Source organism: Allobosea sp. RCC_152_1, from assembly GCF_041360765.1.
Classification (GTDB): Bacteria; Pseudomonadota; Alphaproteobacteria; order Rhizobiales; family Beijerinckiaceae; genus Allobosea; species Allobosea spartocytisi.
This window is the reverse complement of the sequence record NZ_JBFUPU010000001.1, coordinates 283,897-299,049: the sequence shown is the minus strand read 5'-3', so window position 1 is coordinate 299,049 and position 15,153 is coordinate 283,897. Positions and strand designations below refer to the sequence as shown.

General features: G+C 68.9%; 13 protein-coding genes. 8 read left to right on the top strand and 5 right to left on the bottom strand.

Annotated features, from left to right (window positions below):
* Positions 1-2: 2 nt before the first annotated feature.
* A complete protein-coding gene (locus AB6806_RS01380) occupies positions 3-860 on the top strand; it encodes an ABC transporter permease (RefSeq protein ID WP_142020344.1) in 858 nt (285 codons plus the stop codon).
* Complete coding sequence (locus tag AB6806_RS01375) at positions 860-2,527, top strand: ABC transporter ATP-binding protein (protein WP_142020343.1); 1,668 nt, start codon at positions 860-862, stop codon at positions 2,525-2,527. The genes AB6806_RS01380 and AB6806_RS01375 overlap by 1 nt, the downstream gene beginning before the upstream one ends.
* A 7-nt stretch (positions 2,528-2,534) precedes the next feature.
* On the opposite strand, the gene AB6806_RS01370 is transcribed toward AB6806_RS01375, so the two are convergent.
* Positions 2,535-3,023 carry an Lrp/AsnC family transcriptional regulator gene (locus tag AB6806_RS01370; RefSeq protein WP_038361612.1) on the bottom strand — a complete coding sequence of 163 codons (489 nt, stop codon included), beginning with the start codon at positions 3,021-3,023 and terminating at the stop codon, positions 2,535-2,537.
* A 255-nt stretch (positions 3,024-3,278) separates the two neighbouring features.
* Here AB6806_RS01370 and AB6806_RS01365 point away from each other — a divergent pair, with 255 nt between their 5' ends.
* The 6 genes from AB6806_RS01365 to AB6806_RS01340 all read left to right on the top strand — a co-directional run bounded on the left by AB6806_RS01365 (position 3,279) and on the right by AB6806_RS01340 (position 9,196).
* Positions 3,279-4,604 (top strand): NAD(P)/FAD-dependent oxidoreductase, encoded by a 1,326-nt coding sequence (locus tag AB6806_RS01365; RefSeq protein WP_142020557.1) that lies wholly within the window; start codon positions 3,279-3,281, stop codon positions 4,602-4,604.
* 144 nt (positions 4,605-4,748) lie between these two features.
* Positions 4,749-5,495, top strand: a complete 747-nt coding sequence (locus AB6806_RS01360) for an ABC transporter substrate-binding protein (protein WP_142020342.1) — start codon at positions 4,749-4,751, stop codon at positions 5,493-5,495.
* Between the two features lie 19 nt (positions 5,496-5,514).
* Positions 5,515-6,171, top strand: coding sequence for an amino acid ABC transporter permease (locus AB6806_RS01355; RefSeq protein WP_038361606.1), 657 nt, complete (start codon positions 5,515-5,517; stop codon positions 6,169-6,171).
* The gene (locus tag AB6806_RS01350) at positions 6,168-6,902 is read left to right on the top strand and encodes an amino acid ABC transporter ATP-binding protein (protein ID WP_210323456.1); all 735 of its coding nucleotides are present in this window, start codon (positions 6,168-6,170) and stop codon (positions 6,900-6,902) included. Before AB6806_RS01355 ends, AB6806_RS01350 begins: the two co-directional genes overlap by 4 nt.
* Positions 6,903-6,912: 10 nt before the next feature.
* Positions 6,913-8,223: an NAD(P)/FAD-dependent oxidoreductase gene (locus AB6806_RS01345; RefSeq protein ID WP_142020341.1), complete on the top strand. Its 1,311-nt coding sequence runs from the start codon at positions 6,913-6,915 to the stop codon at positions 8,221-8,223.
* Between the two features lie 67 nt (positions 8,224-8,290).
* The gene (locus AB6806_RS01340) at positions 8,291-9,196 is read left to right on the top strand and encodes a LysR family transcriptional regulator (protein ID WP_038361601.1); all 906 of its coding nucleotides are present in this window, start codon (positions 8,291-8,293) and stop codon (positions 9,194-9,196) included.
* Between the two features lie 15 nt (positions 9,197-9,211).
* On the opposite strand, the gene AB6806_RS01335 is transcribed toward AB6806_RS01340, so the two are convergent.
* The 4 genes from AB6806_RS01335 to AB6806_RS01320 are packed head-to-tail and all read right to left on the bottom strand — an operon-like array spanning position 9,212 to position 14,971.
* Positions 9,212-10,582 carry an FAD/NAD(P)-dependent oxidoreductase gene (locus tag AB6806_RS01335; protein ID WP_142020340.1) on the bottom strand — a complete coding sequence of 457 codons (1,371 nt, stop codon included), beginning with the start codon at positions 10,580-10,582 and terminating at the stop codon, positions 9,212-9,214.
* Positions 10,579-10,830, bottom strand: coding sequence for a (2Fe-2S)-binding protein (locus tag AB6806_RS01330; RefSeq protein ID WP_112763546.1), 252 nt, complete (start codon positions 10,828-10,830; stop codon positions 10,579-10,581). Before AB6806_RS01330 ends, AB6806_RS01335 begins: the two co-directional genes overlap by 4 nt.
* A gap of 59 nt (positions 10,831-10,889) precedes the next feature.
* Positions 10,890-12,878, bottom strand: a complete 1,989-nt coding sequence (locus tag AB6806_RS01325; protein WP_142020339.1) for a hydantoinase B/oxoprolinase family protein — start codon at positions 12,876-12,878, stop codon at positions 10,890-10,892.
* A 5-nt stretch (positions 12,879-12,883) separates the two neighbouring features.
* Complete coding sequence (locus AB6806_RS01320; RefSeq protein ID WP_370953951.1) at positions 12,884-14,971, bottom strand: hydantoinase/oxoprolinase family protein; 2,088 nt, start codon at positions 14,969-14,971, stop codon at positions 12,884-12,886.
* Positions 14,972-15,153 lie beyond the last annotated feature (182 nt).

Here is a 15,153-nt window from a genome sequence, read left to right as displayed (position 1 = left end):
CCATGGCCATCGACGCAGCCAACACGACAACCGCCAGCCAGCGCCGCGCCGGGTATCGGTTCAACCTCACCGGCTGGATCAGCCTGATCGTCATCCTCGCCTGGGCGCTGATCGCGATCCTGGCGCCCTATGTCACGCCCCACGGCATCAGCGACATCGTCGACACCGACTATTTCGGCCCGATGAGCCTGCAGTTTCCGCTCGGCACCGACTATCTCGGGCGCGACATGCTCTCGCGCATCCTGTTCGGCGCGCGCTACACGGTCGGCATATCGCTGGCGGCCACGCTGATCGCCTGCAGCATCGGCGTCACGCTCGGCATGGCGGCGGCCGTGACCGGCGGCTGGTTCGATACGGTGCTGAGCCGCTTCATCGATGCGTTGAGCTCGATCCCCAGCAAGCTGTTCGCTCTCGTTGCCGTTGCCGGCGTCGGCTCCTCGATCCCCGTGCTGATGCTGATCCTCGGCATCATCTACACGCCCGGCTCTTATCGCTTCGCCAGGGCGCTGGCGGTCAACGTCAACACCGCGGACTTCGTCACGGTGGCGCGCCTTCGCGGCGAGAAGCTGAGCTACCTGATCCGCGCGGAAATCCTGCCGAACATCATCGGCCCGGTGCTGGCCGATGTCGGCCTGCGTTTCGTCTTCATCGTGCTGCTCCTGTCGGGCCTGTCCTTCCTCGGGCTCGGCGTGCAGCCGCCGGAGGCCGATTGGGGTTCGCTGGTGCGCGAGAATATCGGCGGGCTGCCCTTCGGCGCGCCGGCCGTGATGGCGCCCTCCTTCGCCATCGCCAGCCTGACGATCGCGGTGAACATGCTGATCGACAACCTGCCGCGCAAGATCCGCGACCGGAGCGCCTGATGAGCCATCTCGTCGAAATCCGCGGGCTCAAGGTCGAGGCCACCACCGATGCCGGCCGGCGCGTCGAGATCATCAAGGGCGTCGATTTCGACATCGCCGCAGGCGAGATCGTCGCCCTGATCGGCGAGAGCGGCTCGGGCAAGACCACGATCGCGCTGACCCTGCTCGGCTATGCCCGGACCGGCTGCCGCATCACCGGCGGCAGCGTCTCCATCGCCGGCCGTGACATGGCGCTCCTCTCCGAGGCCGAGCGGGCGAAGGTCCGCGGAGTCGATGTCGCCTATGTGCCGCAGAGCGCGGCCGCCGCCTTCAACCCGGCGCAGCGCATCATGGATCAGGTGATCGAGATCACCCGCATCCACCGGCTGATGCCGCGCCCCGCTGCCGAAGCCAAGGCGGTGGATCTGTTCCGCGCGCTCTCCCTGCCCTCGCCCGAGACGATCGGCTCGCGCTATCCACACCAGGTCTCGGGCGGCCAGTTGCAGCGCCTCTCGGCCGCGATGGCGCTGATCGGCGATCCGAAGGTCGTGATCTTCGACGAGCCGACGACCGCGCTCGACGTCACCACCCAGATCGAGGTGCTGCGCGCCTTCAAATCCGTGATGCGCCAGAGCCGGATGGCCGGCGTCTACGTCTCGCACGACCTCGCCGTCGTCGCCCAGATCGCCGACCGCATCGTCGTGCTGAAGGGCGGCCAGATCCAGGAGATCGGCACGACCGAACAGATCCTGTCCGCGCCGAAGCATCCCTATACGCGCGAATTGCTGGCGGCCTTCTCGCCCGTCGCCCGCGTCGCAGCGCAGGCGGCCGCCACGGCAAGCCCGCCGCCGCAGCCGGTCCTCGAGCTCGACGCCATCAGTGCGGGCTACGGTCGATTGCAGCCGAACGGCAAGCCGCTGATGCTCGCGGTCGACGCCGTCAGCTTCAAGCTGGAACGGGGCCGCAATCTCGGCGTCATCGGCGAGTCCGGCTGCGGCAAGTCGACCCTCGCCCGGACCATCGCCGGCATCCTGCCGCCCTCCTCCGGCCATATCCGCTTCGACGGACGGCCGATGGCCCCGCTGGCGCGCGACCGCACGCCGGAAGAGCTGCGCAAGCTCCAGATCGTATTCCAGTCGGCCGACACCGCGCTCAACCCGGCGCAATCGATCGAGGACATCCTCGGCCGGCCGCTTGCCTTCTATCACGGCCTGCGTGGGCCGGCCCGCGACGCGCGCATCGACCGCCTGCTCGATCTCGTGCACCTGCCGCGCGCCCTGAAGCACCGGCTGCCGGGCGAGCTCTCCGGCGGGCAGAAGCAGCGCGTCAACCTGGCGCGCGCGCTCGCGGCCGACCCCGAGCTCGTGCTCTGCGACGAAATCACCTCGGCGCTCGATACGGTCGTCGCCGCGGCGATCATCGAGCTGCTGAAAGAGCTGCAGCGCGAGCTCGGCCTGTCCTATCTCTTCATCAGCCATGACCTGACGACGGTGCAGGCGATCTGCGACGAGGTCGCGGTGATGTATCGCGGCGTAAAGGTCGAGCAGTTGCCGGCCGACCAGGTCGGCAAGGCCGGCGGTCACCCCTATGCGCGGCTGCTGATGTCCTCGGTGCCCAAGCTCGACCCATCCTGGCTCGACACGCTCGAGCGCGATCCGGAGCTCGTCGCCGCCTTCTCGAAGCGCTGAGCTCGCCTCAGCTCGTCGCCGTGACCGGAAACAGGCTCGTCAGCGGCATGTGCGGCTTGACGATGGGCGACTTCAGCACGACGAAGCTGAAATACTTGTCGATGCCGATATCGAGGTCGATCAGCCGCTCCATCAGCGTCTGGTACTCGATGATGCCGCTGGTCACGAATTTCACGAGATAATCGTAGCCGCCCGAGACGAGGTGGCATTCGATGACCTGGTCGAGCTTCTCGATGGCCGCCAGGAACCGCGCGAAATCGACCTGGCGGTGGTTCTTCAGCGTCACCTCGGTGAAGACCGTCAGCGTCTGGCCGAGCTTGCCGATATTGATCCGGGCGGAATAGCCGGTGATGTAGCCTTCCTGCTGCAGCTTCTTGACGCGCATCAGACAGGGGCTCGGCGAGAGATTCACCAGCTCCGCCAGCTCGACATTGGTGATCCGGCCGTTCTTCTGCAGCTCGTAGAGGATCTTGATGTCGATCTGATCGAGCTTCATGGGGGCCTCGTCCGCTGGCGCCGTCGCAGGATGGGTCATGGGCAGCCCGGCTCCGCCCGATCATGACGGAAGCCGGCGCTCCCGGCAATCGCACGGCAGATGCTGCCGCGCGCGAAGCCCTTGTTACCTGGACTTCGCGAAAGAAGAACGCGGAATCCGCCGGTCCGGACGGAAGGAAATGCCGCGGAACGGCGATATGCGGTGCGCGCGCCCTGTCCCGACGGGCTAGGCTTCGTCTTCGTCAAGGAGACCGTGATGCCGGCGCCGCTTTTCGAGATCGAGACCAGCCCGACCCTGCCCGAGAGCGCGGATGTCGTCGTGATCGGCGGCGGCATCGTCGGAGTCTGCACCGGCTATTATCTCGCCCGCCGCGGCATCAAGGTCGCGCTCGTCGAAAAGGGGCGCGTCGGCGCCGAACAGTCGAGCCGCAACTGGGGCTGGTGCCGGCAGCAGAATCGCGATGCGCGCGAATTGCCGATGGCGACGGAGAGCCTCACGTTGTGGGACCGCTTCGCCGCCGAGATCGGCGAGGATCTCGGCTTCCGCCGCTGCGGCCTGCTCTATCTCAGCGACGACGAGGCCCAGATCGCCGGATGGGCGAAATGGCGCGACTTCGCGATCGGCCAGGGCGTCACCACCCACATGCTTTCCAGCGACGAGGCCTCCGCCCGAGGCGCCGCCACCGGCAAAAGCTGGAAGGGCGGCGTCTTCTCGCCGAGCGACGGCACCGCCGACCCCTCGCGCGCCGCGCCGGTGATCGCGCGCGGCATCGTCAAGGCAGGCGGCACGGTGCACCAGTTCTGCGCGGCGCGCGGGATCGAGACGAGCGGCGGGCGCGTCTCGGGCGTCGTCACCGAAAAGGGCACGATCCGCACGAGCACGGTCGTCCATGCCGGCGGCGCCTGGGCTTCCTCCTTCCTCAACCAGCTCGGAATCCGTTTCCCGCAATCATCGGTGCGGTCGTCGATCCTGTCGGTGATGCCAGGGGTGTCCGGCATTCCGGACGCCCTTCACACGACCGAGGTCTCGGTGACGCGCCGCGGCGATGGCGGCTACGCGCTCGCGATCAGCGGCGGCGCCCGCATCGATCCGACGCCGCAGCAACTGCGCTTCGCACGCCAGTTCGTGCCGATGTTCCTGCGGCGCTGGCGCAACCTCGCCATCGGCGGCCTGCAAGGCTGGCGCGCCGGCCACGAGACCTTGGCGCGCTGGCGGCTCGACGCGCCGACGCCGATGGAGGAGAACCGCATCCTCGACCCGACGCCCGATCGCAAGCAGATCGCCGAGACCCATGCGCGGGCGCTCAAGCTGCTGCCGGCCCTGAAGGGTGTGCCGGTGCAGGCGCGCTGGGCGGGCTATATCGACTCCACGCCGGACGGCGTGCCGGCGATTGGCGAACTCACCGGCCTGCCCGGCTTCATCCTCGCCGCCGGGTTCAGCGGCCACGGCTTCGGCATCGGACCGGGTGCCGGGCACCTGATCGCCGACATCGCCAGCGGCGCGAAGCCGATCGTCGATCCGGCATCCTATCGGCCGGACCGGCTGGATGGCTCCGCCTTCGGCAAGGTCGCCGAGTTCTGAGCCCCGGCGGGTGCTGGCTTGCGAGCACATAAGTCGATCTTATGGGGTCGGCATGAATTCGTCTTGTCGCTTCCGGCGGACGGTACGGATGCTGCATGAACCGGTTCGGGAGACCGGGTGGATTCCAAGAAGGGGAAATGGGGAATGATCGGATTGAGAACGGTTCTGGCGGCTCTCGCCATGGTGGCGGCCGGGGCCAGCGTTCAGGCGCAGACGGTCTACAAGGTCGGCTCGACGCCGACGGGCACGCCCTTCACCTTCCTCGACGCGAAGACCAACACCATCCAGGGGATGATGGTCGACGTGATCGAGGAGATCGGCAAGGACCAGGGCTTCAAGGTCGAGATCCAGCCGATGCAGTTCTCCGCGCTGATCGCGGCGCTGACCTCGGGCAAGATCGATATCATCTCGGCCGCCATGTACGGCTCGCCCGAGCGGGCGAAGGTCGTCGACTTCAGCAAGGACGTCTACGCCTATGGCGAGGGGCTCGTCGTATCGACCAAGGACGAGAAGGACTATGCCGGCTTCGATGACATGAAAGGCAAGAAGGTCGGGGCCCAGATCGGCACCCGCTACATCGATGCCCTGAAGGCCGCCGGCACGGCTGCGGAAGTCAATGCCTATGACAGCCTCCCCGACATCCTGCGCGACGTCTCGAACGGGCGCCTCGACGCCGGCATCGGCGACTACCCGATCCTGGCCTACAACCTCGCCCAGGGGCGCTTCCCGCAATTGCGGCTGGTGAAGTCGTACAAGCCGTCCGTGCCCGGGCCGATCAACATCGCCGTGAAGCAGGGCAATGCCGAATTGCTGGGCAAGATCGACGCCGGCCTCGCCGCCATCAAGAAGGATGGGCGCTTCGACACGATCCTGAAGAAGTGGGGCCTCTGAGCGTTCCACGGATCGCATCATGAGCCACTTCCTCAGCCAGGTACCGACGTTCCTGCCGATCCTGATGCAGGGCGTCTACCTGACCATCCTGGTCACGCTTGGTGCCTTCGTGCTCGCGACGGCGCTCGGCCTGCTCTGGGCCTTCATGCGGGTGAGCGGCATCGCGCCGCTCGCCTGGACGGCGCGCACGATCATCGTCGTGGTGCGCGGCATCCCCGGCCTGGTGACGCTGTTCTACATCTATTTCGTGCTGCCCGATCTCGGCCTCTCGCTGACCGCGTTGCAAGCCGCGATCATCGGCCTCGGTATCGCCTATTCGCCCTATATGGCGGAGGTGTTCCGGGCTGGGATCGAGGCGATCGACCGCGGGCAGACGGAAGCTGCGCTCTCGATCGGCATGGGCTGGGGCCTGATGATGCGGCGCGTCGTCCTGCCCCAGGCGATCCGCGTGGCGCTGCCGCCCTATGGCAGCACCATGGTGATGCTGCTCAAGGATTCCTCGCTCGCCTCGACGATCACGGTCGCGGAGCTCTCGCTGCAGGGCAAGCTGCTGGCGTCCTCCACCTTCGAGAACACGGCGATCTTCACCTTGGTGGCGCTGATCTATCTCGCCATGAGCCTGCCATTGACGGCGTTCAACGCCTGGCTCGAACGGCGTCTGGGGGCTGGCCGATGAGCATCGTCGCGCTGCACAATGTGCGCAAATCCTTCGGGCCGCTCGAGGTGATCCACGACGTCTCCTTCTCGGTCGAGAAGGGCGAAGTGGTCTGCATCATCGGGCCGTCCGGCTCCGGCAAGTCGACGCTGCTGCGCTGCATCAACGGGCTCGAGACCTATCAGGGCGGCGAGATCGTCGTGCATGGCGAGCGGGTCGATACCAAGGCGCGCAGCATCCGGCAGGTGCGGACGCGGGTCGCCATGGTGTTCCAGCGCTTCAACCTGTTCCCGCACCGGACGGCGCTGGAGAATGTCGCGGAAGGGCCGATCTTCGTGAAGAAGGAGCCGCGCGAGCAGGCGCTCGCCCAGGCCCGACAGCTCCTCGAAAGGGTCGGGCTCGGCGCCAAGATCGACGCCTACCCCGCCCAGCTCTCCGGCGGCCAGCAGCAGCGCGTCGCCATCGCCCGCGCGCTCGGCATGCGGCCGGATGCGATCCTGTTCGACGAACCGACCTCCGCGCTCGACCCCGAGCTCGTCGGCGAGGTGCTCGCGGTGATGCGCTCGCTCGCCGACGAGGGCATGACGATGATCGTCGTCACCCACGAAATGGGGTTCGCCCGTGAGGTCGCCGACCGCGTGCTCTTTCTCGATGGCGGCGTGCTGGTCGAGCAAGGGCCGCCGAGCGAAGTGCTCAGCCGGCCCCAGAACCCGCGCACGCAGGACTTCCTGCGGCGCATCCTGCAAGCATGAGGATCGCGGCATGGCACAGGTGACCGGGCCGTTCTTCGCCGAGGGCGCCGTCGACACGCCCTATTGGTGGGATGCGGCCGAGCCCAAGGCCGCCCCCTCCACCGCGCTGCCGGCCAGCAGCGAGGTCGTGATCGTCGGGGCAGGCTTCACCGGCCTCAATGCGGCGCTGACGCTGGCGAAAGCCGGCAAGCAGGTGACGGTGCTCGACGCGGAAGCGCCGGGCTGGGGTGCCTCATCCCGCAACGGCGGCATGCTGGGGCCGGGATGGGCGACCTTCGACACGGCCATGGCCTATGGGCCGGAAAAGGCACGCGCCATCGTCGAAGAGAGCTTTCTCGCGCTCCAGCACGTCAAGGACGTGGTGGAGCGCGAGGCCATCGCCTGCGACCTCGCAGTGGTGGGCTATTTCCGCGGGGCGATGACGCCGCGCCTCTACGACGCCATGGGCCGCCAACTCGACCGCATCCGCAAGGTCATGCCCTGCGACGCCTATCTGGTGCCGCGGGCCGAGCAGCATGGCGAGATCGGCACCGATCTCTACCATGGCGGCCTTGCCATTCCAGGCTATGCCGGGCTCCATCCCGCCCGCTATGTCGCAGGCCTCGCCGAGGCGGCGCACCGCGCCGGAGCCCAGCTCTTCGGCGGCGCGCGCGTCATGGCGATCGCGCCGGACGCCGGCGGCTTCACCGTCTCCATCGGCCGGCAGCGGATCGCGGCGAAGCAGCTCCTCGTCGCCACCAACGGCTATACGGGCTCGCTCCTGCCCTTCCTGCAGCGGCGGATCATCCCGATCCGCAGCGCGCTCATCGCCACGGCGCCGCTGCCGCCAGAGGTCATGGACAGGCTGATGCCGAAGCGGCGCATGCTGGCGGGCAGCCAGCGCGTCGTGACCTATTACAGGCCCTCGCCGGACGGCACGCGCGTGCTCTTCGGCGGCCGCGTGCTCAAGGTCAACGGCGAGAACGTGGCGCGGGCCAATGCGGGCCATCTGCGCAAGCAGATGCTGCAGGTCTTCCCGGAGCTGGAACGGACGCCCCTCACCCATTACTGGCATGGCCAGACCGGCTTCACCTTCGACAAGCTGCCGCATCTGGGGCAGCAGGACGGCATCTTCTACGCCTGTGGCTACAACGGCACCGGCATCGCGCGGGCAAGCTGGTTCGGCCACAGGATCGCTGAGCGCATGCTCGGCAGCGTGGAAAAGCCCAGCGCCTATGAGGACCTGCCGTTCAGGAGCCGCCCGCTCTATTACGGCAAGCCCTGGTTCCTGCCGCTCGCCGTCCAGTTCTACGAGATGCTGGATCGCTGGGAACAGCGTTAAAGCATCGGACTGGACATCGGCGCTCGCGGCGGCGATGTCTGCGCCATCGCCGATGCTGGAACCACCGATGCGGGCCCGCCAACTCGAAGTCTTCTGCACGCTGATGCGCAGCGGCACCGTCACCGGCGCGGCGGCGATGCTCAACATCTCGCAGCCGGCGCTGAGCCAGATCCTGCTCCACACCGAAGACCAGCTCGGCTTCAAGCTGTTCGACCGCGTGCGCGGCCGGCTGGTGCCGACGCAGGAGGCCGAGGAGCTCTACGCCCAGGCCGAGCACATCTTCGGGGAGCTCGATGCGCTGCGGCGGCGCACCGTCGACATGCGGCACGGGCGCACCGGGCTCGTCAGGCTGGCGGCATCCGCCCCGCCCTCGATGTCGATCGTGCCGCGCGCGCTGCTCGCCTTCCGGGAAGCGCATCCCGACATCGTCGTGCGCTCGCTCATCGCGTCGCAGGCGAGCATCATCGACATGCTGCGCAGCGGCGAGGTCTCGCTCGGCATCACCATGAACAACCTGCCGCATCAGGGAATCGTCACGGAGACGGTCGGCCATGCCGATCTGGTCTGCGTGCTGCCCGCGCAGCATCGGCTCGCGGCGCTGGACCGGATCGGCTTCGCGGATATCCAGGCAGAGACCCTGATCTCCTACCGCGCCGACACCTTGCCGGGGCGCCTGCTCGCGGTTGCGGCCGAAACGGAGGGGCTTGCCTATGCTCCCGCGATCGAGATCGACCTGTCCATCACGGCGCTGCCCTTCGTGCGCGACGGCCTCGGCCTCGCCGTCGTCGACGGGCTGCTGCCATGGGAGCAGTTCAACGGCATCGTCGCCCGGCCGTTCTCGCCGCGGATCGAGGTGCCGATCGCGATCGTGACCAGCAAGGACCGGCCGCTCTCCGCCAGCCATGAATGGATGCGCGACTGCCTCAGAGCCGCCGGCCGCGACTTCAGCCGGGCGGCGCTTGCGGGCGAGTGAGCTCGCGCAGACGCCTCAACCGTCGGCGTCCTCCAGCAACGCACCGATCCGCGCGGGCCTGACCGGAGCCTGGGCCCGCAGCCAGCCGGCTTCGCGAGCAGAGCCAAGGCCTGCGCGGGCAGCCACGATCTCGGCGGCGGCCAGCTCGCAATAGCGGCCCTGGCAGCGCCCCATGCCGACACGCCCGAGCGATTTGGCGCGGTTGACCTCGCCGCCGCCGAAATCGACGGTCTCGCGCAGCTCTCCTGCCGTCACGCCCTCGCAGCGGCAGATCACGGTCTCGTCCGGAAGCGCGCCCGCTTCTGGCCAGGGGAAGGCCTCGGCGATGCCGCCCGCAAAGCGGGTGAAACGACGCAAACGGCGCCTGTCGGCGGCGATGTCGGGCGCCGACAGGCCGAGATCCTGCAGGCAGGCAGCGGCGGCGAGGCGCCCCGCGACCTCGGCCGCATCGGCACCGAGAATGCGCAAGCCGTCCCCGGCGAGATAGACGCCCGCGCTGGCCCGCCCCATCTCGTCGGCTTTCGGCAGCCATTGGCGCCAGCTCTCATCATAGGCGAAATCGCACCCGGCGAGATCGGCGAGCCGCGTCTCGGACCGCAGATGCCAGCCGAGGCCGACCGCGTCGCAGTCCGTGTGACGCTCCTGCCCGGCCGCGTCGCGCCAACAGATGGCGACGGGTCCGCGTTCATCGGCCTCGATCCGGTCGAGCCGGACCCCGGCATGGTAGCGACCGGCGAGGCGCGCCCGCATCGCGAGCCCGCGCAGGGCGAAAACCGGCCGCGCCGCGAGACCACCGAGACCGGCAAGCTGCCGGCGCGTCGACGAGGTGTCGAGCACCGCCGCGACCTCGCCGCCGGCCTTCAGCAACTGCACCGCGAGCAAGGTGAGCAGCGGGCCCGAACCCGCCAGCACGATCCGGCGGCCGAGCGCCGCGCCTTGCGCCTTCAGCGCGATCTGCATCGCGCCGAGGCCGTAGACGCCGGGGTTCTCCCAGCCCGGCACCGGCATGATCCGGTCCATCGCGCCGGTCGCGAGGATCAGGCGATCATAGGCGACCCAATGGCTGCCGGCCGGCCCGAGCACGAGCAGGCGCCCTTCCGCGATGGCGGCGACGGAGCTGCGTGCGTGATGGACGAGCCGGCCTGCCGCGAGCGTTCCGTCGAAGGCGGCATGCAGCGCCACCGCCTTCGACGCTTCCGAACCGTAGAGGGTCTCGGGCGGGCGCGTGAAACCGGGTGGCGGCCGGCGATAGATCTGGCCGCCGGCGCGCTCGGCCTCGTCGATCACGATCGGCGTGAGCCCGGCCGCGACGAGCGTCTGCGCGGCGCGGATGCCAGCCGGACCGGCGCCGACGACGACCACGCGCGGCGTTCCGCCGCTGCTCACGGCCAGTCTCCCGGAGCGTCGGTCAGCAGCCGCATGCCCTCAGTGAGCGGCGTCGAGCAGGCGCGGATACGCGGCCCCTCCTCCTGCCAGACCCAGCAATCCTGGCAAGCGCCCATCAGGCAGAAGCCGGCGCGGGTTTCCACCCCGAATTCGGAACGGCGCAGCGCCGGCGCCACGGAAAGGATGGCGCTGAGCACCGTGTCGCCGGCAAGTGCTTGCCGTTCCGCGCCGTCGAGGACGAAGCGCATCGGCGCGCGATTCGTCTCGGCAAGCCGGACGAGGCGCCCGGCCGGATGGCCCGCCGCGCTCACTCGGCCGCCTCGGGCAAGGCAGCACCGCCCTCGGGCATTTCGGGGAAGCGCAGGCGCGCCTCCCTGAAAGCCTGCGCCACGCCCTGCGCGCCCACCTTGCCCTTCATCCGGCGGAAGATCTCCGTCTTGGCGAAGAAGCGCCAGTGGATCGGCAGGCCGGCAAGCAGCGCGGTGAGCCGGTCATAGGCTTCCGGCGTCCATTGCGCCTCGTAGCCCTCGCGCTCGGGGCCGAAATGGAAATGGCCCTCGACCGGCGGGCGTGATGCGCGGCGCGCCTGCGTCGCCGCCTCGTCGACCTCGCCTGCGCGGATGACGACGCCATAGTCGCGCTCCGCCGCCTCGGCCGAGACGTAGCCGCGCGCCACATCCATCGCGACGCGCCAGGGCTCACGGTCGAAAGGATGGCCGCGGCCGCCGCCGCCGGCGGAGCGGATTTCGAGCACATCGCCCGGCTGGAGCACAGCGGTGTCGATATTGCCGAGCCGTCGCTCCTCCGGCTGGCCGGGGTTGACGACCATGTCCGACAGGCCCGCCGCGCGACCGCCGAGCACACCCCAGGGGCGGAAGAAGCTGCGGTCCCGGTTGCGGGCGGTGATGCGGCTATCCGGCGCGAAGACGCGGAAGGCCATCTCGGTGGCGAGCCCGCCGCGCCAGCGCCCGGCGCCGCCGCTATCCCTGGCCAGCCCGTATCTGACGAACTCGACCGGGGTCTCCGTCTCGGTGATCTCGATCGGCGTGTTCCTGAGATAGGCGGCGTCGGCCCCCGAGCCGTTGGTGCCGTCGCGATGCGGCATGCCGCCGCCGCCGCCGACCACCGGGTTGACCGCGGCGATGACGGTGCGGCTGGTGCGCTCGTCGGTGGTCATCACGTTGACGATGCAGTTGTTGCCAGCAGGTGCTGCCGGCAAACGCTCCGGCACCGCTTGCGAGAACGCCCCGAAGATCACCGAGCGTAGCCGCGCGCAGGTGAGCGAGCGCATGCCGACCGCGGCGGGGAAGACCGGGTTGAGCACGGACCCTTCCGGCGCGATGCAGGTGAAGGGGCGTGTCAGGCCGGTATTGAGCAGGATCTTCGGGTTCAGCGTGTAGAGGACGTAATAGACCCCGACCAGCAGCATCGTATGCCGGGGGTTGCCCCCGGAGGGCACGTTGAGCGACGAGGCGAGCTGCGGATCGGAGCCGGTGAAATCGAGCACCGCCTCGCCGCCGCGGATCGTCAGTTTGAGCTTGAGGCGGCAGGGATTGGCCTCGACCGAATCCTCGTCGGCATAATCGGCGAACTCCCAGGTCCCGTCCGGCATGGCCCGCAGCACTTCGCGCGCCTGCGCCTCGGCATGGTCGAGCAGCGCATCGACGCCCTCGAGGAAGGCCTGTCGGCCGAACTTCTCGATCATCGCCAGCACCTTGCGCTCGCCGGTGTTGAGCGCGCCGACCAGGGCCTTGATGTCGCCGATGTTCAGGTCCGGCTTGCGGACGTTCGTCGTCATGATCCGCAGGATCTGCTCGTCGAAGACGCCTTCGTTGACGAGCTTCATCGGCGGGAAGCGGATGCCCTCCTGATGGATCTCGGTCAGGGCGCGCGACAGCGAGGCCGGCACCGCGCCGCCCATATCGGTGTTGTGGATATGGCCGCCCGTCCAGGCGACGATCTCGCCCTCGTGAAAGACCGGCTTCCAGAGATGGGTATCGGGCGCGTGGGTGGCGACGAAGCAGGAATAGGGGTCGTTGGTGAAGGCCACGTCGCCGGGCTTGTAGTTGTCGACCATCTCGATCGCGGGCGCCCAGGAGAGGCCGGGATACCAGGTCGCGCCCAGCTCCATCGGCACGGAGAAGGTGTCGCCGCGCCGGCTGATCAGCATCACCGTGAAGTCCTCCGTCTCCTTGACGAAGGCGGAATGCGCCGTGCGGTGCAGCGTATGCGCCATATTCTCCGCCGCGGCGCGGGCGTGGTTGGCGAGGACCTGCAGCTTCATCCGGTCGAACATCGGCGTCACTCCGCGAAGGTCAGGTGCAGGTTGAGATGGCGGTCGATCCGGGCGCGGGCGCCGAGGGGGATCGCGACGGTGGTGTCCTCCTGCGCCACCACGGCCGGGCCGGCGAAGCGGCTGCCGGGCTTCAGCTCGGCGCGGCTGTAGAGGCCGACCGCGCGGCGGGCACCGCCGGTATGGACCGCGATCTCGCGTTCGGGCTCTGCTTGTTCATCGACCTCATCCCATTCGGGGAAGGTCAGCGCCGGGCCGGCGCCGATGGCCGAGAGGCGCAGATTGACGATCTCGACGCGGCCCTGCGCATCGTCGAAATCGTAGATGCGCGCATGCGTCAGGTGGAATTCCCGCGCGATCGCTTCGGCGTCGCCGCTCTCCAGCCAGGCGGGCTGCAGCGGAACCTCGATCTCGTAGCTCTGGCCGACATAGCGCATATCGGCCGAGAGCCTGAGATCGGCCGGTCCGGCATGGCCCTGGGCGGCGAGCCAGGCGCGCCCGTCCTGCACCATCGCCGCGAAGGCCCGGTGAAGCTCCGGCAGCACACCCGGCGACAATTCGGCGAAGAGCGTACGCACGAAATCGCCGCGCAGATCGGCGACGAGGCCGCCCAATGCCGAGACGACGCCGGGGCGGCGCGGTGCGATCAGCCGGGTCATGCCGAGTTCGCGGGCGAGGAAGGCGCCGAGCATCGGGCCGCCCCCGCCGAAGGGCATCAGCGTGAAATCCTTGAGATCGACGCCGGCCCGCGACGAGAGCTTCTCGACCTCGACGAACATCTCGGAGACGGCGATGTCGAGGATGGCCTGCGCCGCCTCCTCCACCGAGCGGCCGAGCGCCTCGGCGAGGCGCCCGACGGCAGCGCAAGCGAGGCCGGTATCCATGCTGAGCTGGCCATAGGCCATCTCGCTATGGCCGAGCCAGCCGCAGACCACCATCGCGTCCGTCACCGTCGCCTGGTGGCCGCCGCGGCCGTAGCAGGCGGGCCCCGGCGTGGAGCCAGCCGATTCCGGGCCGACGCGCAGCACGCCCTGCCCGTCGACCGAGGCGATGGAGCCACCGCCGATGCCGATCGAGCTGACCGAGACGGAGGGGATATAGAGCGGGAACTCGCCGATCATCTCGCCGGTACCGTATTGCGCCTCGCCGTCGATGATCAGGGCGAAATCGGCGGAGGTTCCGCCGATGTCGAGGGTCAGCACACGCTTCTCGCCAGCCTGCCGCGCGAACCAGGCCGCGCCGATCACGCCCGAGGCCGTGCCCGACAGCAGCATGGAGACGCAGGCGCGCTTGCCCTCGGCGGCGTTCATCACGCCGCCATTGGACTTGGTGAGCAGGCAGCGCGCGGGCACGCCGCGCCCCTCCAGCCGCTCTTCCAGCGCCGAGAGATAGCCGGCGATGCGCGGATGGACATAGGCGTTGAGGATCGCCGTCGTCGTGCGCTCATATTCGCGGATGACCGGCCAGACCTCGGCCGAGGTGAAGACGAAGAGCTCGGGCGCGAGCCGCGCGATCTCGGCTTTCACCGCCTCCTCCTGGGTGCCGTCGCGCCAGGCATGCAGAAAGGCGACGACGATGCCGACGGCGCCGCGCGCCTTGGCCGAAGCCACCGCGGCGGCAACCGCAGCAAGATCGGGCTTGACCGTCTCGCGGCCGTCCGAGCGCATCCGGGCGGGGATGCCGAAGACGCGGTCGCGGGTAATGAGTTGCTCGGGGCGGGAGCAGAACAGGGAATAGACTTCGGGCATGCGCAGCCGGGCGAGCTCGATAACGTCCTCGAAGCCGGCATTGGTGAAGAGCGCGAGCGGCGCGCCCTTGCGCTGGATGACCGTGTTGACGCCGACCGTGGTGCCGTGGACGAAGCGCGTCACGGCGGTGGCGTCGAGCCCCTCGCGCTCGGCCAGCAGCGTGAGGCCCGTCATCAGCTCCGCGCCCGGATCGTCCGGTGTCGTCAGCACCTTGAGCGAGGCGACGCGGCCGCTGCGCGCTTCCAGAGCGCAGAAATCGATGAAGGTGCCGCCGATATCGACACCGATCTTCCAATCCGCGCCGTCGCCCATATCCGTGCCGAGCGCTGCCCCGCCTGCCATGTCCATGCCTCTCCTGTGCCGACCCGGAAGCTGGCATGGGCGACGCTGTCCCGTCCAAGAGACAAGCCGGGCAGACGCATAAGCCGGACTTATGCCCTCGACGGCTGCCGCCTTGCACCATGTCCATAGGCGGCGCTTATGGCCTTCGCGCCAACGCGTCTTTGACTGGAGTTCCGGCGGGCAGCAGC